Origin of the sequence: Rheinheimera sp. (assembly GCF_030690345.1) — a bacterium.
In the GTDB taxonomy this organism is placed as follows: domain Bacteria; phylum Pseudomonadota; class Gammaproteobacteria; order Enterobacterales; family Alteromonadaceae; genus Alishewanella.
The window spans coordinates 131,895-155,715 of sequence record NZ_JAUYGV010000006.1; the positions used below are offsets into that span (position 1 = coordinate 131,895).

The window sequence follows — 23,821 nt, forward strand, 5'->3', positions numbered from 1 at the left end:
TTGTCTGCTGATGCCGAGTGGCAATTTAGTTTCTCAGTGACTGATTGCCCCGCCATTGCTGAGGTGCAACTGGTTGCACAACCAGCAGTGAGTTTACAGCCGGTGCATGAAGATGTTGCCGGACTGCGTTGTGCTTACCGCTTCAGTTGGCCGAGTGCAAATAACCAGCCCACAGTAAATGTGATCTGGAAAGATGGCACCTCACAACACTACAGTGAACAATTCAGCGCTGAAACCAATAGCCCCCGCCTGCAGATCGTGCAGGTAGCAATAGAAAACGAAACCTCGCAACAACTGGTTGTCCGCTTGCTCGCAGAAGACGATAGTGACATTGCTTATGTTGCGGTAGACGTTGCCGGTATTACCGCGTCGTCGCTACGCCAGGCCGGTGGTGTGCTGGGGTTGGCAAAAAGCAGCTCTTTTGCTTCCAGTCAGGGTGTGCAGCGTTTATATCCTCAGGCCAATCAACAGCAAGAGTTTGAAATCCGCCTGCCGTTGTCTGCCAGCCTCAGTGCCGAGCAAATCGCCCGTGACGGTTTAGTGTTAATAGATGCCTACGCGATGGACGCCTTTGGTAACAGAGCGGCTGTGTCTTCAATTGAATATACCGGTGATCAGGTCAGCGAAACGCCGCTTAGTTGGCGGGTATTCCCTGAGCAGCTGGTGATCAATGATGTGCTGCAATCCATGACGATATTGCCGTACATCAACTATGAGTTTCGTGGTGAAACTCTGGCAGGGGGTGCCGGAGTAGGTGTCAGCTACAGCTCGTCACTGCCGGACAAAGTGAAAGTAACTGCTGACGGTGTAGTGTATGTCAGCTCTGATGTTGGCAACGTACAGGCAGATATCACCGTACAATATTACGGCTTGCCAGCGCTGACTGTGCCGGTAACGGTCGACTTGACTAAACGGCTGTCAGGTCTGAAGTTTGATACCGGCAGTGAGGGCGTTGCCCTGGCCAGCCTGAATAAGGCCTATACTTTGCCGCCACTACTGGCATTGTTTGATGATGGCACTACGGCGGCGCTGGGTGACCGTTACCCGGTAACGCTGTCACTGCCGCAAACAGCGCGGGGTTTACTGAAACTGCATGCTGATAGCCTGACAGCGCTGCAACCAGTCAGTAGCGACGCACCTTTTATGCTCAGCGCTGAACTCTCTGCCAATCCGCAAATTCGTGGTGAAGTTGCCGTTTCTGCCAGCGATGCCATACCGCAGTTGCAGCTTAACGTACCGGCTAAGGTTGAAGTGGATAGCCGGCTGGTGCCTGAGATTACGGCGCTGGATGATGTGGCAATACACAAAGTTGAAGTGTTTTTAAATGAGCTGTCAATTGCGCAGCTTTATCAAGCGCCGTATCAGGTAACGATACCGGTATCGCAAGACATGCTGGGACAAAGCCTTAAATTCTCTGCGATTGCGACCGACAGTGCCGGCCAGCGCTCAGTGATGGCACGGGCAGAGGCTCAGGTAGTGCTACCGGAAGCTGCACCAATACCAGACTATCAGTTTGAATTTCCAACCGAGAATCAGCGGCTGGTAGAACAGTCGCCGATGCGCTATCAGCTGGCGATACCTTTAGGGCCAATTCGCACTGCAGATGTTAACACCGGCATAGTCCGGGTTGAGTATTTTCTCGATGGCAACAAAGTAGGTGAGGCGGCAAGGCCAACCTTTGTGATCCGCGAGGTAGCAACCGGTCCGGGTAAAACCGAAGAACATATGTTCCAGTTATGGCAACTGGACGATCAGGTACCCTTGTCGTCATTGCAGCTAACCTCCAGAGCGGTGTTTGCCCGTATTCATATGAGTAATAATCAGGCTGACAGTGCAACCCGGTTGATCCGTATTCAGCAAAATCAGCCACCGACGCTGGTGTTACAAACGCCACAGCAGGATCAGGATGTGGTAGCAGGACAGCCGGTGAACGTGGTGCTGACCGTCAGTGATGATACTCTGCTGGCGGGTACGCAAATAAGCGCCCGTTTTAACAATAGCGAAGTATTTACCAAGCGCATTCAGGACCCTATCGCAATTGAGCAGTCTGCAACCAGCATAGCGGCGCAGCAAGTAAGCTTTGCGCTGAATATCCCACTTGAGCTATTGGGCTCGGTGCAATCGTTACAGTTAATCGCGACTGATTTTCATGGCCGGGAAACGCAGACAGAGCCGGTGCGGCTAAAAATCAAAACGGATCAACCGCCCACCGCGGCTATTACCCAGCCGGTTGCGGGCAGCAGCTGGGTGGCTGGCTTGCCGATTGAAATTATGGCCGCGGCAGCAGATGACATCGCAGTAAAATCCGTTGAATTCTATGTAAACGGCCAAAAGCAAGGTACGGCAGTGGTACCACCGTATCGCTATGTTTATCAAAGCCCGCAATTGCAGGGCAGTGCCCAACCTTTGCGTTTACACGTAGTGGCGACAGATGGCGCCGGCCAGCGTGCACAAAGCCAAACGGTAGAAGTCACCCTGAGCCAGGATGAGCAACCTCCCGTGACGCAGTTTGTCTCACCGGCGGTGAACCGGCGTCAGGGCGAAGTGGCGGTGTCTGAAGTTATTGAAGGCAAGCAGATTGCGCTGAAGGTATCAGGTTATGACAATGTCGGTGCCGTGGGGTATCAGATCAGTGGTTTACGCAAACAGGGCAACCGTTTTGCGCTGACCGGCAACGCCGCCGATGTGGTGTCGGCACAGGATGTGGCGTTGCAGCAAATCCCCGGTGGCAGCAATGCATTTTCTGTGTTGCTGCTGACCGAAGTACCGGCCTATAGTCACCAGCAGCAAGGGCCGGATCACTATGACGTCAGCGTCAAAGTCTGGGATCAGCGTGGCAATGAAAGTCAGGACCTGCGTCGTATTGCTGTAATAGCGGATGCCGCACCGGAAGTGACCGAATTAAGTAGCAGCCGCCAACAACTGACTGCTGCTGAGCAACTGACATTTTCGGTATTTGCCGTTGACGATATCGCTGTGTCTGCGCTGGCATTAAGACTGTTAAACGCCGACGGGACTGTATTGTGGCAGGCTGAGCAAAACGCTGACAGTGGCCTGGTTGCAGCGAATCGCAGCTTGGCACAGTTCAGTGTCGACTTTAGTACACTGGCATTGGCCAATGTCCAACAAAGCCTGACTGTTGAAGCCACTGCAACCGACAGCGCCGGCCAGACATCTGCTGCGCGCACTATGCCACTAACACTAACAGCTGATAATGACGGCCCGCTTAGCAGCATTAATGCACCGGTTCCGGGCAGCGTATTAACGGCAGAGCAGCCGATCAATATCCAGTGGGCGGTAAAAGATTTAAGCCCGATCAGCAAAGCCTCGCTCAGCGTTAATGGCGTAGTGCAGAAAACCCTGACCGGCCAGGCCAATAATTTTACCGAGACCACCAGCTATAGCGTCGGCAAGGTGGAGCAGCTAACACTTACACTGCATGCTGAAGATAAATTTGGTAATCGCAGTGAGCGGCAGTGGCAATACGCTGTGACAGCCGCCAGCGCGCCTGAAGTGAGTATACTGTCGCCGGCATCCGGCACGGCACTGATGGAGGGGGAAGCATTTGCAGTTAGCGTAAACGCTGCCGATCAGGGCTATGTGAAGACGCTGACGGTAGAGCTACTGGCTGATCAGCAACTGCTGCTGAAAAAAACGCTGAACAATACCCCTAACCCGTCTGATGCAGGCAAAGAAACCAGCCGTTTTGATCTGGATCTGCGTTTGCCGCATGTACCAGATGGCAAGGCTTTAACATTAAAAGCAACGGCAACCAATAACTTTGGTGTCAGCAACAATGATATTGCTGAGCTAACAGTCATCAATGACACCACAGCACCAGACATAGTGCTGCAAGCACCGACAGAGGCACAGGTATTACTACAGGGTGAGACATTCAGCGTGCAGGCGACTGCCAGCGATGATGTCTATGTGCGTGATGTCCGCCCGGTACTGGTTGATGCTGATGGCCAATATACTGCCATAGCGTGGCGCGGTTTAAGCCAGAAACGCAGCGTACGCTCGGTAACCGTGCCTAATCCGGTTACTATCGGCACTACCATAGTACGCGAGATAGCGGTGCTGGAAGTAAAAGGTGAGCTGGAGATCCCGCCTGCCTTATGGGGTGCCCAAGACAGGCAATACCGCTTTATGTTAATTGCCGACGATGAGGGCGTTAACAGCACTGAGTCAGCGGCTATTGATGTCAGCTTGCTGGCAGATCGCCAAGCACCACAAATCCAGCTGCAGTCGCCGCTGGGGAATCAGGTTGAACGGCAAAAAGTGTCGGTTAAGGTTGATATCAGCGATAATCTGGCGGTGGCCGGTTACCGTATTTACTGGCCCGGGCAGGCAGATCAGCCACTGGCAGCTGCCGAAGGTCTGGCAGTCGCCAGTATCAGCGTGGTGCCAGAGAACGATCAATCTGCACTAATCCTTGATCTGGCAGATTTTGCGCCGATCCCGCAGCAAGGCAAAGACATCCGGCTGGAAATAGAAGCCTGGGATATCAATAACAACCGCAGCAGCAAAACGCTGAGCTTTAGCATAGTGCCGGATCAACCTGCCCGCATCAGCCTGCAACGTGCTGTGCCGGTGCAACCGGTTCGGGGTGGCTACAGTTATTACCAATTATTACTCGAAGACGATTACGCCAGCAGCCAGCAGCCGGTACTCGGCGCAGCTTTACTGACTTCGTTATCTGGTATCGGCCAGCAGCGCAGCGTCACGGCTGACAAGGTACAGCAAAATAATCAAGCGAGCCTGAATTTCAATATCAGTTATCCCGAAGCAGACAGCAGCTGGCAGTTGCTAAGCAACGACAAGCTGTTGCTCAGTGTTGATGCGCAGCAGTTAAGTGCGCAACCGGCCGGGTTGGCCAATTTGACGCTGGGCAGTACCTTGCGTTTGCAGCAAGCCGGCGACTGGCAATTTGTGCTGCGTTGGCTTAATCGCAGTCAGTGTCCTGCTATGTGGCAGGAACACCGGGTGAGTGCTGCCACTGGTTTGCTATTGCAACAAGTACTAAGCGCCGACACAGCTGAGGCCATGCTGAGTATTGAGTCGCTGGCCGGTGTGCCCCACCCGCAGCTACAAAAGCTACATTTGTCGCTGAACAATCAGCAGACTGTCGACAGTGTAGTTGATGGTGTCAGCCTGCAACCTGTGAGTAGCCGTTCTGTGCGGCTGGGTATAGAGCTGGCAGATAGTCTGTCCGCCAGTGGCAGTGCCTTTATCGCCTTCAGTGCCTTGCACAACTTTACCGGCGAGCACAACAATACCGTGTATCAGGTGACCAACGAACTGGTGCCATTAACGGCGCTGGCGCAGCACCTGCAGTTATTTGCCGTGGCACTGGATCGCAATTTGGACAGCGTGACCTTGCAGACGCCGTTACTGAATACGCCAGTGGCGGTAGACAGTGAAGTACCTGAGTTACAAATCAGCCAGCCCGGGCTCGAATCTGTGGTTATTGCCGGGCAAAAATTATCGCTACAGGCTTTGCTGGGTGATAATGCACAACATCTGGCTGCATTGGAATTACAACTTAACGACGAGTTGGTATCGCAACATGGCGTAGCCTTATTTAGTGAACGTCAACAGCAAAAAGTGCAGTTGCCAGCCACGCTGGCAGCGGGCAGTGAGTTGTCATTGCTGTTAACAGCCACTGATCGCATGGGGCATCAGACTCAGCAGCAGCTGTTGTTACCGGTACTGGAGAATTTGCCGCCCGAACTGGCGTTAAAGCAATTCAGTGCCCACCGTGACATTATTGACCGGGCCCGGCTGGAATATGCTGAATTTTGGGTGCGCTCCGGTGCCGACTTTAGCATGACATTTCAGTTGCAGGATGATACCGGCCTGCAGCACTTTGTTATTGACCGTTTGCTGGCTGATGGCGGTCGGGTGAATGAGTTCAACCAGCATTTTGCCGTCAACTGTGACGCCGATCTGATCACCAGTGCAAACAGCAAGCCCAAGCTACGCTTTAGTTTTAACCAAAGCCAGGAATATGAAGCTGTGGTTACTGACAATACCGGCCAGCAGCGCAGCTTCCGTTTTATCGTACATCCGCAGGCCAATGTGGCACCTGGCATTAAAATTGTCAGCCCGGCCGAACAGCAATATATTGCCGCAGGTAGCTTTAACCTGCTGGTGCGCATGCTGGCCACTGACGATCGCAGTTTAGAAAAACAGCCGGTCACTATTTTTGCCGACGGCGTGCCAATGCGTATTCTCAGCGCCAACGCAACGGCATTCAATAAACTGCGTGACAGCGACCGGGTGGCGCTGGAACAGATTTATGATGATTACGAAGCACGCTATGGCACGGCCATCGCCGATGAGTTTGCCACCAGCAACAGCCCGCACATTCGTATTATCGAGGCGGTGCTGGAACTGCCTACCACGGTGATTAAAGCTAACCAGCAAGTGCGGCTAACCACGCAAATTACCGATACCGAGCAGGCAACCGGCGCTGACGAACTGCACTTCATCGGTGCCGCGGATGACATTAAGCCGCAGGTAGCATTGTTGTCGCCCGGTGCCGGCGCTCTGTTAACGGAAGCCAGCACGGTGCAGTTCGACTTCCGCGCCTTTGACAACGTTAAGGTCGAGCGGATAGAGCTATACCAAAGCTATGGTATGCGTAGCGCTTCCCAGTACCGTAAATTAGCCTATAGCAGTACGCCGCAACGGATTATTGACAATATTCCGGCCTTTGACTTTGAAGCGGTCACCACACTAAATATTGATACGCCGCTTTATCAGCAACCGGTAACTATTCCGCGGCTGGCGCAGCTGTATGCCATGTTTGATGGTGCTGTGGTTAATGACGCCGATAAGTTTGATATCTGGCTGTCGTTGGTGGCCGTCGATGTATCTGGCAATCGTTATCAGCTGGAACAGGCGTTTCAGCTTAAAATTGATGAGCGCCCGGTAGTCGATATTGTCAGCCCGCTACCGCAAGCGGCAGTAGTAGAGCACAGCCGTATTGCCGTTAATGTGCATGCCTATGACGATGTTGGCATTGATTCGGTAAGAGCCACGCTGCTGCGCGGCGATGAAGTGGTTAGCACACGACGCCTGACTGCGGCACCATACAGCTACGTGTTCGAAGCCCCGGCATTATCGGACAATGCCGCACTAAATCAGTTGAGTATTAAAGTGGAAGCGCTGGACAGCTATGGCGCGCGCTTTAACGATCCGGATAAGCATACCGCAATCGAAACAGTGAGTTTGCGTTTGGTCGGTGACGAAGTGCCGGTAGCCGAAATCGCCACGCCACTTAACGGCCAGCAGTTTATCGAAGGCCAGAATGTGCTGGTGCAGGTGAATGCAGTAGACGATATCGGCATCGCCAGTGTCAGCCTGACTGTGAACGGTTTGGTTACCGGGCCACTGACACTGAGTGATGTGCGCTGGCCATACGAATTCTTAGTTAAACTGCCTTATGGCCAGGCCGGACTAGATCTGCAACTGAGCGCTGAGGCGACTGAACTGCGTTATCAGGGTACGCCCCGAATAGTCCGTACGCCGGCGGTTAACCTTAGCGTGGTGCAGGATAGCCAGGCACCGGAGTTGATTATCCGTCAGCCGCAAAATGCGGCCATGGTGTCTGAAAATGGCCAGCTACCGTATTATCTCGAGGTGCTGGATAACGTCGAAGTGGGTGTAATTAAGCTGGGGCTGCAGATAGACAAAAATCGGGATAACCAATTTAGTGCTGAAGAAGTGATCAGCCAGCAGTTTCTGCTGACGGCGCCCTATTCTGGCGCCATAGATGTCGGCAGCTTTGCTCAATATGGGGTTACGGACGACAGCGTGCAGCAACTGGCTATGCGCTTACAGGTGGAAGCCAGTGATGGCGCCGGTAATAAGGTATCGGCTGCGGTAGACGCTGTGCTGCGGCGCAACAGCCCGCCGGTGGTTGACAGTATTATGTTGCTCGACAGCCGTGGCTTGTCGCTGGGCAATACCACGGAACTGACGCAGGGCCGTCGCTTCGTTGTCAGCGTTAACGCCACTGACGCGGAAAAAGGCGTGGATAAAATCCGGTTATTTCGCGCGGTAAATCCGCAAACCGAACAGGACTTCAAGCCGGTAGCAGAAGATGCCAGTGCGCCCTTTACCTTTGCCCAGGACAGCCAGCAGCTTAGTCCGGGCGATATCTTAGTCTATCGCGCCATCGCCACTGATATTGATGGCTACCAATCGGCATTGTCTGCCGAACGACGTCTTACTGTGGTGGCCGACACGCCGCCGCAGGCACAGATTGTGCAACCGGCCAATGACAACAGCTTTGTTATTCGCGGCCAGACGCTGGATGTGTTTATTGAAGTGACTGATGATCTTGGTTTGGAAGGCATCGATAGGGTACAGTTGCTGATAAATGACCGGCCTTATGTCACCCTAACCCAGAGTTATCAGGGCGGTGATGGCCAAAGCGGTATTAACAATCTGTTTTATGCCTCAGTAGCACCGCCGACAGACGCCGCCGGTATAGTGTTGCAAGCGGTTGCTTACGATAAGTTAAATCAGGCTGGCTATTCCCTGCCGGTACATATCGGTGTGGTAGAAGACACAGTGGCGCCGAAAATTGTCAATATTAGCCCTGTAAGCGGCGATATTATGCCGGCGGGCAAAACTGTCGTTAGTATGGTGACAGTGCAGGATATTGGCTCGGTTACCGAGCGTCGGGTGAGTCAGATGTGGACCCGTGAATATCAGGACAGCGCCGGTAACTGGATTACGCTGGCGCAAAATGAGCGCGAGCTAAGCTACGATGATCAGGGTGGCGCCCAGCTGGGGCTGGCGCCGAGTGATCCGGCGCGCCATACCTATGTGTACTGGAGCAGCTTTGCTGATGGCAATATCGTTAGCCGCCAGCAAAAACCCAATGAGCGGGTGCGGGTTGATACCCAAGTGCAGGCCGGTGCGCATACTGCTACGTATCGGGCAGTGTATGAAGTGTCGCTGGCGCAGCGCGAAGCCAGGTTCTGGCAACCAACGCTAAAAGCGCCGCTGCCATTGGAAGCGATGCCAAAAGATGCAGCCCGGCAGGTGTATTACAGCAAGCTGGCACAATTTGCCACCGGTGCCCAGCAGCAAAGTCTGGTTGCCGCCTGGTCGGTGCATGCGCCCTATAGCCAGGATCCGCTGCTGTCACCGTTAACCAGGGAGCAACTGACATATAAACCGCAGACCGGGCTATTCCTTGCCGATTATTACGAGCTGGAGCAACCTGCCGAACAAGGCTTGCGCTGGTTACACTCGCCACTGATTAATGGCAGTGCAGAAATTTTTGCCGGTACTATTACCGGGTTGGCTGCTTCCGACGGCATAGTCGTGGCGGCTAAAGCGGCCGATACCTGCGTAACCTGCCGTAACGAAGTCGATTTCTCTAAGCAATTGCAGCGCGATATGGCAGATTTCCCGGATACCGGCGCGCTGTATCAGGACAAAGCCGCTCAGCTGTTACTGTTCCACAAGCGTAATGAAGATGAACAGTTTGGCTTACCCTATGTATTGACCGGTCAGGTCGATTTACCCTACAGCGATACTTACAATGTCACCACCGCCGGTCAGCTGGCGCTGATTGCCAATGGCGCTGGAGGTGTGCAGGTAGTGAATATTGCCGACTTACAGGCGCCCTACCATGTCGGCTTTATCAAGCCTGATGGTTTTGTGCGTGATGTGCAGGTAAAAGGCCGCTATGCCTTTATAGCCGCCTCTTATCAGGGGCTGGTGGTGGCTGATCTGGCCAGCCCGGGACTACAAATAGTCGCAACGCTGGATACCGCCGGCATTGCCAATCAAATGACCATTGTTGGCGATAGCTTGTACCTGACCGATATGGCCGCCTGGCAGGGCAATGGTGCTCTGCATGTGGTTAATATTGCAGACCCACTGCAACCGCGCTTACAAAAAACCATAGAACTGCGTGCCGGGCGCAGCGATTACAGCAATGGCGGTGCCGGCAGTGTTGAAGTGGTTGGCAACAAAGCCTATGTCACCACCTTTTATCGCGACCAGGAAGGTATCGCGGTGGAAGGCTTGGCAGAAATCATTGATCTGGCGGTGCTAAATCCAGCCTTAACGGATAACAGCATACCGGTGCTGACGCACCGGCCGACCGCTGCTGATGACTTTGTCGCCACTGACGTGCAGTTTGCGCTGGGCCGGATGCAACTGGCTGCAGGCCGTCAGGGGATTATTGATGTCGACTTCCCTGAACTGACTGTCACCGGCCATACCCCGGCGCGGGATGCGCAGCAGGTTGATACAGAACAGCTTAGCATCCGGTTGGAATTCTCTGCTGCTCTGGCAGAAGGGCAGCAGTTAGCTGAGCTGGTGCGCTTTAGTCAGGGCCATCCTGATATTGGCCAGCAACTGGCAGAGTGGTTTGCCTGGCGTTTTGCCTTAAACCCGGATGGCAGTGACAATAAACGCATTATTATTGGTGAGCTGGTGGCCGGCAAAACACTGCAAAGCAGTGCCGATTATTATGTCACTGTTGTCGCCGGTACCAAGCCGTTAACCGGCTACCCGCTGCAGGCCGATTATCAGTTCCGCTTTATGACGCAACATGCCGAAGCGGGTTTAACACCGGAGTTTCTGGCGCTGACACCAGGCCAGGGCGATATCGGCGGTGGCACCGAGATTGAAATTCAGGGCCGTAACTTCTCGGCCGATATGCAGTTGGAGCTGGGCGGCCAGCCACTGCGGATTACCCGTTTTGTTGCCGCAGCGACAGCGCAAGATACTGACCTCATTACTGCCGTAACAGTACCGAATTATCCTGGCCCGGCCGCGCTGGTGCTGAAAAAGCCACACAGTGCAGAGCTTGTCGTGCCCGGCGCCTTTATTTATGTCGATATGCTGAAACTGACGCACGTCACACCGCCTTTTGTCAGCGCGTCGCAGCGCGGTGAAAACGATGTGGTTGAGCTGGCCGGTTACGGTTTTAGCCCCACTGTGGTGCTAACCGCCAGGCGCCATGACGGTCTGGGGCAGGCGATAACACAGCGGGTTGATAACGATCGGCTACGGTTATACAGCGCCCAGCGCATGCAGCTGCGAGTGCCGGACTTTGGCCAGCAATTCCGTGGTTTTGTTGATTTACAGCTGACTGACGAGCGCGGTCGCAGCTCGGTACTGCCCAAGGCGTTGTTCTACGGTGGCCTATCGGTTAACCGTCTGCTGGAAACCCGCCGCCCGCTGACGATGGAGCAAATTCAGGATTATAACAGCGGTAAACAAACCAACTATATTGACCCCTTGTTGCTGCCGCCGGGGCGCATAGCGGCACTGGCCAGTGACGCCAGACTGGGCTTGGCCTATGTACTGGGCAATGGTGTTAACGCTGAGATGGTGGACAGTCCGGAAGAAGTTACCGAAGCCAGCTATGTCAACCGTTACTATGCGCCGGGCTGGCTGGCGCTGGTGCATTATCGCCCTGATGCGTTGCAGGACGCGGCGCCGATGCACGGCCTGGGTTACTACAATTTCCCGCAAAGCCTGCAAGTACAGACACTGGCACTGGGAGCTGAACATGTTTATGTCAGCGCTAAGGGTGCTACTTTCCCGTTTATTGATTACCCGTACGAGAGCGATGTCTATTTGCTGGTGCTGGATCGGGTTAATCAGCTGCCGGATGGCGAGGGCGAAGACAACCGTGCCGTGGTTAACAGCATCAGGCTGCCATTAGAGGAGGCGCCAAAACAGCTGCTGGTAAAAGATAACCTGCTATTGGCGGTAACCGATAACAGCGTACTGGTTATCAATATCAGCGCGCCGGCTGAACCCTTTATCAGTGCGGTAATCGACAAAATTACGCTGGACGGCACTGTGTATACGCCACAGATCCGTCAAGCCAGCATCGCCGGCCACAGCCTGGCGCTTAGCGGCAGCTTTAATCTTGGTATAGCCTCACGTACCGGTACAGTGCTGCTGGATTTAAGCCGGCCGGAATTGCCGGTGCTGGGCTTTTCGGCATTAACACCGCAGGTTGCCAGCCGTTGGTTGTCAGAACACTATCTGGATGGCAGCGACCAGCTTAGTAGCTGGCGGCCAAGCGCGGCAAATAGCTGGCGCAAGGACAAATCCTATCAGGCGTTTGGCTTTAACCTGCCGGGCAAAGCTATGCAACTGGCCGCCGGTGAAACCACCGCGCTGCAGTTTATTAATACGCAAAAAGGTGGCGATCCGAACAATGGCTATCTGGCACTGTTTGATTTAACCGATCCACAGCGCTTGCCGCTGCAGGATGTGATGACATTATGTGACGCTGGCTGTAACTGGCAAACCGCGCTGCTTAGCCAGGATGCGGTGGCCGTTGCCAGCTATGACAAAGGCAATAGGCTGGCGTTGATTGATACCTATCTGCTGGATCTGGTGCACAGCTATCCACAGCCTGATGCAGCGGCAGTGCCGTTGGATGCGGCTATTCGCTTGCAATTTAACCGGCCACTGCCGTTTGCCGGCGAGGCAGATGCACAGACATTCCTTACCCAGTATGCGCGCCTGTACTGGCAAGACGGTACTGAGCAAGGCCAGCTAACGGCAGTGCAATACCAGTGGTCGGCACAACAGCCAGCCCATGTCAGCTTGATCCCGCAACAACCGTTACAGCCTGAGCAGCAATACCGGCTGCAGTTATCACAGCAGCCACTGAGCCGGCGCTCGGCAGGCTTGATGGACTATCAGCTGAACTTTACCACGGCGCTGGACAGCGGTAACGAGCCACAGATCTTGTCGATTGAACCGCACCGGGTAAGTACCGAAGGTGGTGAAGTGGTTGTCACCCTGCTTGAAGCTGCACAGCAGCCGCTATTTAGTATCGCCGGCCGTGCCGGCCGGGTGGTGTCGCAGCAGGGCAATAGTTACCGGGTTGCGGTGCCAGCCGGTAAAGCCGGCGCAGCCGCCATGCAGCTGCGCGACCAGCGTGGCTTTGTCACGCAAAAATTAGCCGCAGTTCAATATGTGGAACCACTGCGGCTAACGGCGGTGACACCGGCTGTTGGCGGCGTCGGCGGTGGCACTAAGGTGACGATCAGTGGTAAGGGGTTTGAGCCAGGTACTGAGCAGCTGCAACTGTGGTTTGGTGAGGTAGAAGTGCCTGCCACCAGTATTAAAGTGCTGGATACCGGGCGGCTTGAAGTGATTACGCCAGCCGGCTCGCTGGGTAAGGTGGATATCAGAGTGCGCTACCGCGATGGACGTGAACAACGGTTGCAGCAGGCATTTGAGTACCGGATGCTGGGCGCTTATCAGCTGGACGGTAAAGGTGCTATCTATGATCAATACCTTGACCCCAGCGCCAGCTACCTGTTTGCCGCTGCGGGTACGCGTGGCGTGTTGCTGTACAACTTACAGCAGGCACAGCAGGGCGAACCGGCGCTGGTAACTGAGTTGGCACTGCCAGATAGCCTGGCGGCCTTGGGGATCGACGGTTATTTTGAACGTGGTTACGATCGTATTTTTGTCAGCGCCGCCCGTTTGGATGCTGACGGCCAGCCTGAGGCTGGCTCGGCACAGCTACTGGTTTACGCCATTGACAACGATGATATAGCCCGGCTCACGCTGGTAAAAACGCTGCCGCTAGGCGCCCGTTTTGCTAAGGGGCTGTTGGCAGAAAACTATGCCGTAACGCTGGCCGCAGCAGAAACGGGCCTGGCACTGGCCGACGCTTATTTACATAACAAGTTATATATTGCCCAACAGGCTGCTTTGCCGGCACAGCATAGCGCCTTAGATGTGGCCGCAATCTGGCTGGGTGAGCAACAGCGCTATACGCTGGTTGCCGCCGGTGACTATGATTTCAGCGCCAGAAAATTACGCAGCAGCGCCGGTAGCAGTGGCGGCGTGTATTTATTTGCTCATCATGCAGAGCGCGGTTTACAGCTGGTATCCAGCGTCAACCTGCCTGGCAGCCGGGTAGTAGTGCAAGGCCAACTTGCGGTGGTAGCCGCCGGTGATGCCGGCGCCCTGATTATTGATTATGCTAACCCGCGTGAGCCGGTGGTGCTGGCCAGACTGGCTGAGTACGGCCATGTGTATGATGTGGCGTTAAATGGCAGCCTGCTGTATCTGGCACTGGGTGAAAGCGGTATTAAAGCCTTTGATATCAGCAATGCGAAGGCGCCAAAAGTGCTGCCCGGGCTGGTCAGCGAAGGCGCTGATATTCGCGTACTCACCGCCAGCTCTTACAGTGTTTTAGCTGCAGGCAGCCAGGCACAAGGCAGTCAGCACCGTATTCTGAGCTTTAACGATGTGGCGCTGACGGTAATTGGCCTCAGCCCGCTGTCGCGGCTGTTGGGCGCCGACGATATTATCCGGCTGCGGTTTAACAAAGCCATTGATTTATGGCCGGACAACCTGAACAAGTTTGTTGTCACTGATGAGCAGGGCCAGCGCATTGCGGCGCAGACGACTATTGTGAATAACGATGCTGAAATCCGCCTGACCGCAAACAATCTGCAATCTGGCCAGCTGCTGAATTTAACGGCACAAGCTGGGGTGAAATCGGTAAAACCATTAGGCGGCGACCGTTATCTAACCTTATACGAAATGACCAGCCGCCAGCAGTTCCGGTTGCGCTATGCCGGTGTGCAGCTTGAAGCGTTAGTGTTGCAGGATGTGCTGCCGCGCCGTGCTCAGGCTGGCATTGCTACGGCAATGACTTTGACTGTCAGTGGCTGGCCGCAGCGGCATGATACGCCACAGATCCGTGTTGGCGGTGTGGTTGCAGAACAGGTCAGCGTGCAGCGTAGTGAGCAAAATGAGCGTCTGGCGCTGTTGCACTTTAGCTTGCCGGCATTGCAACAACCCGGCTTGTACGATCTGGATATTAGCGTACCGGTGCAAGGTGTGGTACTCACCGGCCGCATGCAGGGTGCTGTAGTGGTAGATGCTGCCCTGACGGCAACCGGCGTCTTACCGCTATGGACCGATGTTAAAGGTGGTGACTGGATTGACTTATACGGCAGTGGCTTTGAGCCGGGTAACAGCGTGCAGCAAGGCACCAGTGTTACTGTAGGCGCCGTTAAAGCGTCAGGTGTACGGGTATTATCGTCAAACTGGCTGCGCTTTGTCGCACCGCGTAACCCATCCGGCCGTCACCGTATTACTGTCACCAACCGTACCGCCGAGCAGCGTGTTACCGATGAATCCCTGACTTTGGGTTACGGTATGGCACGGTTGTCTGGCGTCGCGATGGCGAACACTTCGCCGCACAAGCTGCTGCTGGATGCCTCGAGCGGCCTGGCATTTGCCGACGGCGGTTATTTTTCCCAGGGTTACAGCAACGAGACCTTTAATGGCTATACGCTGCCAGACAAGGTGCTGGCGATGAGTGTGGACATGAATAACCGCCACCAGCCGTTGCTGGTGGGCGGTGTGCCCTCTATTAACTTTACTAAAGCCGAGCAGGAGCAATTTGCCAAAGATCTGTTGAAGATGGCGCTGTTACGTAAGCAACTGTTGGGCGATCCACTGACTGAACAGGAAGAGGCGATGCTGGCCGAAGGCATTACGCCGCGCGCTTACAGCTTTGATGCCTTAAGTTTGCAGCAGTATCATCAGCCGTTGGCAGAGGCCGGTGAGCGGCGCAATTCAGTGTTAGTGGCAACCGGTAACGGTGGTGTATATCAGCTGGGTTCCGACGAAGCTAATGGTATGCCGATCCTGATGCGTGAGTTACTGCCGAAGCGCGGTGGCGAGCCGTTAACCTCAGCCGTTGCCGGACGGGATTACGCGGTTTTTGCTGCTGGCTTAACGCCGGGGGCCTCAACAGCCGATATTCCGGAGTGTGCTAATGTTACCGTACCGGCTGAGCGTGCTGCGTTAAATATGCTGAGTATGCTGGACAGCGCTGATCCGGTGTTATTGGGCGAAAAACTGGCAATACCTGGCTCACACAGCCTGTATCTGGCCGATGACGGCTGGTTGTACGCCGGTGGTTTGTATCAGGCGCTCGAGTGGCAACCGGCAGCCGGTTGTGAACTGCTGGATTTCAATACCATAGCGCCCGGCATAGACAATGCCGGCCAATTACATCAGGTGCTGGGTATTAACCTGTTCGACCCGCTATTGCAACGCTCGTTGCTGCTGGACAGCAACGTATACGACATGGTGTGGTTTGGCGATTACCTGCTGCTGGCCGCCGGTAGTAAAGGTGTAGCGCTGGTAAAACCAGAACGGCCGGAGCAGGTACGTTATCTGCAACTGACCAGCGCGGACCAGGCCCAGCCAGGCCGGGTAATCGGATTGGAACTGCTGGGCTCCAGCTTATTGGTCGCCAATGACGCGGGCGGGGTACTGCTGTTTGACCTCAGTGATCTTGACCGGCCACAATTGTTATCGGCCGGCACCCAACTGCAGGCGAAAGATCTCGCTGTGTTTAAAGACCGCGTAGTAGTGGCTCAGGGGCAGTCAGGCATTAGTATGCTGGATTTACCCGGCGCGCTGGTCACCTCAGCTTCGGTGGCAGAGCAGGGCATATTGGGTAATAACGTGCCGTTGCAAATTCAGTTTAATGAACTGATGTCAGTTGAGTCATTGCAACAGGCATTTAGCCTGCAGGATGTCACAACAGCAGAAACTGTCAGCGTGCAGTTGCTGGCAGATGATCTGCAAAATGGCGCCGCTTCACGCTTTACGCTGCAATTTAGTGCGCAAGATAATCATCAATATCGTTTATTGCTCAATACCGGTAAGAATGCCCGTGGTGGCCAGTTGCTGGCGCCGTTTGGTTTGCAATTCAGTTACCGTGATACGCCGCAGCCACTGCTTCATGCCAGCCGTAACGGTGCCGTGCGCCGCGGTGTGCCGGGCGAGATCAGTCTGCAGGGCGCCGCTATCCAAAGTGATGCCACGCTGTGGCTGGGCAGTTATCAGGTGCCCTTTAGCTGGCATGATGACAGCCATATTACCGTGTCCAGTCAGGCACTGGATATGTTGGGTATGGCACCGGGCAGCTACCCGGTTAAGTTGGAGCAAAACGGCTTAACGGCAACACTGTTCGGTGCTGTGATGCTGGCCGACAGTTATAGCGAGGCCAAGGTTAAACTCAGTGCTGAGTCAGGGCCATTAAACGGCGGCAACACGCTGACTATCAGTTTCGATAAAGCAGCACTGCTGCCGGGTACTAAGGTTATGCTGCAAAGCCGCTCCGGCAAGGTGGTGGAAACCGAACAAGCCGACGACGGCTATTATCTGGTCAACCTTGAAGATGACGTGCTAACGCCACACAGCTTTAGCTTCCGCTTGCCAATGAGTTTGCAACCAGAAGTCTATGATGTGTATCTGCGCCATGGCACTGAGCTGTTTAAAGCCGGCGAGTACTCGTATCAAATACAGCGTGGCCGCCTGATTGACTTGCCGAATTATCCGCCGATGACTATTGGTGCCATGGCCGTAAGGGACGAGCTGCTGTATGTCGGTGTCGGCCAGGGTGCTAACCCCAGCGCGGCTAACCCGTATTTAATGCCATATGGCTTTGAAGTCTATGATGTAAGCTTGGCAGAATTCCCGGTGCGGTTGGCACAGCTGCCGCTGAGCAGCAGTGTAACCGGTATGGTGTTAGCCGGCGAGCTGGCGGTGCTGAGTGCCGCTGAGGCGGGCGTATTGCTGATTGACATCGCTGATGCCAGCCAGCCGTATCTGATTAAAACCTTGCCACTTACCGGCTACCGCGCCAACGGTATAGCGCTCAATAGCGGCCAACAACTGATTGCTGTTGCGGCGGCCAGTGATTTGGGCGACGGCTTTATCCGTTTCCTCGATTTGCATTCGACTGAACTGGCACCGAAAAGCGGTTTTGCCACTATCCACTTTAATCAGGGGGAACTGCAGGGCCGGCCATTGCAATTGCAATGGCTGAACGATGAGCTGTATGTGGTATTTGAGCGTGACGGCCAGTTATATCTGGCGATATTTGACGGTTTTGGTGAGCAACTCAGCTACCGGGTGCAGGCAATCGATCGCGCCAGCTATGAGGGCGGAGCGGTGCAGCTGCTGGTGCAGCAGGATGGCATAAGCCTGAGTATGCAAGGTCGTTTGCTGCGGCTGAGCCGGGCAGAAGATGGCCGTTTTGTGACCAGTTATTGGGAAACGCTGCCAAACGGTGGCAGCCTGATGCAACACAACGGCTTTAGCTTTATTGCTACTGAACATGGCTTCCAGCAACTGATCACGCCGGGGCTGCGTCTGGTTGCTATGACGCCGCAAGCGGGTGCTGTGGTGGTACCGCATGATGTGCTGCGGCTGGATTTTGACAACTTTATCGTCACCAATGCGGCCGAACTGGCAGCTTGGGTCAGTATCACTGACAGTGCCGGTCAGCCATTGGCTGGCTATAGCCTGGAGGGCATTAATACGCTGACCGGTGGCCAGCTGTTTATTACCCTGCCAGACAGTTGGCAGCCACAGGACATCGTGCTTAAGCTTGATGCCGCATTGCAAAACCTGAATGGTCAAACCCTTGGCCGTCAGCTTAGCTATGGTTTCCAATACCGGCAGCAACTGCGGCCACAGTTACAACAAGTGCAACGACTGGACAGCAATGGCAAGCCGGTTGGCCGCTATTTCCATGCCGACGGCAGCGAACTGGCGGTACTGCAGGGCCGGGGTTTTGGCAGCGACGCGACAGCTGTGCAAGTGCGTATTGCTGGTCAACTTATCCCTGCTGACGCCATTACTGCGATTAACGACCAGCAGATCACGCTGCAAATGCCGAAACTGTATTTGGCTGAACCTACAGCGCCGATAACGGTAGCGGTGGCACGCTCTGACATTGTCAGTGAGTTGGTTGGTGCGGCGATAGTGATGCCTGCCGTCACGCTGCAGGACATATCACCGTTAACCGGCCCACCACAAGGTGGCAACTGGGTATCGCTGCGCGGCTATGGCTTCACGCCGCATACTCAGGTAACTGTCGGGGCTAACCCTGTCAATGCACTGCGGATCCGCTCGGATTATCTGCTGGAAGTGATGATGCCAGCCGGTCGTTTTGGTTATGCTGACATTTTGGTGAATAACCCGCAGTTCCCGGATGAATGGGCGGGCTTTGATCAGGCCTATTTCTATGCTGATGCCGAACTGGCCAGTGTCGACCTGGCCGACGACGCAGAAAACCCGGTCGCTGCCATGCTGGTGCGCGACCAGCTGTTGTACGCGGTTACAGGCGGTGATTACAAACTACTCGATACTGATGGCAAGCTGATCCGTCAATTTAGTACCCAAAATAGTGAGCTGCTGGTGCTGGATTTAACCGACCCGCTTAAGCCTGCAGTGATCGAGCGCGAATTTGCTAATGCCCGTTACAGCTACCATTTCAAAACTAAGCTGGCACCACAGGGCTTTGTTGCCATGGCGGCGTATGAACACTTCCTGTTTATTGCCGGTGATCGCAAACTGTATCAGTTCGACATCAGCCAGGGTGCTATGCCGGTGCTGTTGCAGGAATATCAGCTGGCTTCGCCGGTTAAAGCGCTGGAAGTCAGCAAAGGCGCGCTCTATGTCGCGACGACCACCTCAGTTGACGTACTCACCTTTACTGACGCCGGTGAGCTAAGGCTACTGACCCGGTTGAATAACAGTGCCCTGGGTGGCTGGGTGTCGCGTCTGGTGCTGACCGAGCAGCAGTTGTGGCTGTTGCAGCCTTCACAACGGCAGGTGCTGGCGCTGGAGCTGGACAGCGGACGTTTTGATATCGTGAAACGCATTACACTGACTGACCGCTTTAACAAGCGTTTGCCGGCAGCCGACATTTTGCCACTGGGCGATATCTTGCTGGTGTCTACCGCAGAGCAAGCCACAGTCGAAGTGTTTGATACCTTCTCTGGCCAGCATCTGACCGGGTTAAAGCTGGCCTATCTGCTGCGTAATGGTGAGCTGCATGCCGGCCGGTTATTACGGCAGGGCCAGCAGCTGTATGTGGCCGCCGGCCACGGTGATTTGCAGCAGTTTGACATTAGTGACTGGCTCAACGGCCGCTTTAACCGCGATATTGCACTGGGTAATTACTTTGCAGTCACCGGTGCGGTGAAAGAGGTAGTGGCACGGCCAGATACGCTGTTTGCCGGTGTGGCCTACCTACGTGACAATAAAGGCCAGCCGCAGGAAAGCCCGCAGCAACGGCCGTCAACTGCCAGCCATATTGGTGGTGGTGTCTATTCGTTCCGGAACGACAGCCTGCAGGTGCTGCAGCATCAACCGCTTGGTAACGGTATTTTACATCAGCAGCAAAGCTTACAGATCCAGTTCAACCGTCTGTTGGATAACCAGCAACTGACCGGGCAGCGTGACAGCCTGTTTGAAGTGACCTTAAGTGGCGCCAAAGTAGCGGGCCATTGGTATAGCGAGGTGCATCAGCTGGGTAGTTTGCTGCGCTTTGAACCGGCGCAGGGTTGGCAACATGAAAAAGAATATCAGGTCAGGGTGCGTGCTGTACTGCGTGATCTGAACGGCCGCACGCTGGGCAACGATTACCGTTTCCGTTTCCGCTATGATGACGCGCCCAAGCCGGTAATAGACTATCTCGAACCGGCTATTGGCAGCTGGCGTGGTGGTATGCAGGTTAAGCTGCATGGCCAGGGGCTGACAGCGCACACTGCGGTGGAAATTGGCGGACAACAAGTCGCGCCGGCAGATATCACCGTAGTGAGCGAGCAACAATTGTTGCTGAAATTACCGGCCTTAGCGGAAAAACCGGCACAGAACCGCGTGGTTGGCGCCCGGGTTAGCACTGGCTTGTCCAGTACCGTACTACCGCTGGCCTTTACTTATGTTACCGATCCGCTTATTGAGCGTGTTGGCCGCTATCAGGCTGGCAGTGGCCAGGTTAACAGTGCCGATCAGCAATTTGTGCTAAACGAAGACGCTATGCTGGGCATAGTAGGTCAGGGCTTTAGCCGTTACAGCCGGGTATTGATTAATGGCCTGCCGCAGGCTGATGTGCAGGTGAAATCTGATCAACTGCTGGTGCTGCCACTGCCAGCAGATATCTTAGGTACGCTTAATGTCAGTATCAATAATGAGTTTGATAAGCTGACGACAGCCAGCAATCAGCAGCTTAGCGTGGTGATTGGCCAAAGCGATCAGCAGCAAGGCGTTAAGCTGATGGCACGTTCCGGCCAACTGCTGGCATTGGCCAGCGCCGATCAGGTGCAGCTGTTTGGCCTGGGGGCGCAGCGGCACTATATTGGCCAGATTGCGCTGCCACACAGTGTCAGTGCGCTGGCGCTGGATCAGCACTGGTTGCTGGTACAAACCACAGATGGCAGCAGTAGCTTATATGATTTACGTGACCCTTATCTGCCACAGCAAGTTAATCGTCTGCAGCATGAGGGTATCAGCGGAGGCCAGTTGCAACTGGCCAGCGGCAACCTGTTGTGGAAGCTGCCGGAACAACTGCGACTGGGTAATCTGTATGCGCAGGATCTATTGGTTATCGATGGTCATTATCTGGATGCGATATTAAGCGCCGACCAGCTGATCGTGCTACGTAGCGACAAGCTGCAGGTCTATCGCTTGTGGCAACTGGAGCAACCGGTACAGGAACTGGCGCTGCCAATGCTGCAAAGCGGCCGCTTACAGCGCGATGGCAACCGCTTGTGGCTGGTCAGTGATCAACTGTTGAAACTTTATGATCTGTCGCCGCTGCCTGAGCAGGCACCAGGCGAAACCGGCAGTATGGCGCTATCGCCGGCACTGCAAATGTTACAGCTAAGCGGTGAGCTGGCGCTGGCGCGCAGCAATAACAGCTGGCAGTTATATGACATTGACTTATCCGGTCAGCAGTTAAGCTTACGGCCTCTGGCGGGCTTTGATTTTAGCCAAGCGCTGCAGCAGGTAAGTTTCAGCACCGATCTGGTGGAATGGTTGGATAGTCGTGGCTATGGTGCTGCGGCGCTGCCACTGGCTAATGCCTCGGCCTTTATGCCGCTACAGGCTCAGCATAATTTGCAGACCCTGCAGTTACAGTTGTCACTGTGGCGGCAGGACTGGCGTAATGTCAGTTTGCAACTGAGCGATCAACTGGCGCAACCGTTGCCTGGCTACACTGACTGGTTTGATCAAAGCCTGCTGTTTGAACCCTACAGCCCTGGCTATGTACTGGGCAACCGCTATCAGGTGCAATTACAAGGCCTGCCGCTATCTGCTGTTGCCGGCGCCGATGTCAGTTTCGACTTACCCTGGGCCTTTAGTACGCATACCAGTTTTGCGCAAGGACCGGCTCAGGCACAAAGGTTGATCCCGGCCAATACCATTGCCGGCCGGCAAACCAGCTTTACCGTGCAGGGCGTTAATCTGCACACCTTAACGTCACTGCAGTTGGGGCCGCTCACTGTGGACAGCAACAGTTGGCAGGTCAATGACAACGGTACTGAGCTGCAATTTAGCGCGGCGCTGGCACAAGCTGGCTTATTCAGCCTGCATTTGTATCAGGCACAGGCGGAGAGCTTCCTGCCAGCCGCTGTGCTGGTGGCCGAGGCGCTGGCAGTTGACAGCGTTGCGTCTGACAACGGCCGTGGTACAACGCTACTGTCAGACAGTGGCGGTAATACTCTGACGGTGCAAGGCAAGGGCTTTAGCGGTGATTTAACTGTGCACCTGCTGGCGCCGGCACGCTTTGATCAGCCCGGCCGGTCAAATCAGCTGAGCTACCGGATGGAAAACGGCCGGTTATTGGTCAGTACGCCGGCAACTGAGCCAGGGCTGAGTTATCAGCTGCATATTATTAAAGCCAGCACTGGCGAAGCGGTAACGGCTGATGTCAGCTTCACTGCTATCGATGATACGCCACCGCGCATCAGCCAATGGCAGGCGTTTGATTATAATAACGGCCTGACGTTGCATGGCTCTGAGCCACTGCGGGCGCAGCAGTTTAGCGTACAGCGGCAGATGCAGGACTACAGTGGTGCTGCAGCGGAAAATATCAGTGCCGATTTTGAGCTGGTTAGCCTGAATAACCGGGTAATACTGCGCTTAAAAGAAGGCCGTCAGCTGCTGCACAACGCCGTTTATCAGCTGACGATCAGCGGTATCAGCGATTTGGCGGATAACCTGGCTTTACCACTGAACAGCAGCATAGCGCCGTTGTTCAGTGCCGATGGTGCGGTAGCGCAAAGCTTTACCAGCCGCGATACGCTGGCGCCGCGTCAGTTACAACTGACATTGGCCGATGGCCGTGCCGCCACACCGGCAGTGAGCCTGACCCGTGGTCGCAGTTATAGCTTTATCGCCCAGGCGCTGGACAATATTTCTGCTAACAATCAACTGAAGTACAGCTACCGTCTGTCGCGCGATGGTGGTGTGCAGTTTGGTGCTTATCAGCCATTCACGGCCGGCTTTAACGTGCACATTGACAAAGATGTCAGTCAGTTAGTGCTCAGAGTCAAAGTAGTGGATGCTGCTGCCAATGTAACCGAACAGGACTACAGCCTGGCCGTGGTTGACCCGGTAGTGAATATCGGTGCGGTACAAACCACGCCGGCACAGGTAGAAGAGCTGACTGCGGCGACGATCCGCCTGCCGCTAAGCGGTGACACCGATCTGATCAGCGAGGTTAACCTGCAGCTGAATGGCCGCTGGTACCGGGCGCAATTACAACCGGGTGCTACCGAAGCCAGCGCCTCACTGTTGTATATGCATCCGCGGCTGGCCGAGCTAAATGGTAACGACCAGATGCAATTGCTGACGCAGGTTAAGTTTGGTTATGGTGCCAGCAAACAACAAGCCGACAGTTATCAGCTGTATCTGGATGTGACACCGCCGGAAGTGGCGATAGTGTCGCCGAAACAGGGCGATCGCTTACCGA

At 54.8% G+C, this 23,821-nt stretch carries 1 protein-coding gene (running past one end of the window); it reads left to right on the forward strand.

Annotated features, from left to right (window positions below; genetic code table 11):
* Positions 1-23,821, forward strand: partial view of an Ig-like domain-containing protein gene (locus Q8O77_RS05430; RefSeq protein WP_305551831.1) — the 5' portion only. The gene runs 13,688 nt beyond the window's last position; 23,821 of the gene's 37,509 nt are visible here — the first part of the coding sequence; it begins with the start codon at positions 1-3; its stop codon lies off the right edge, out of view.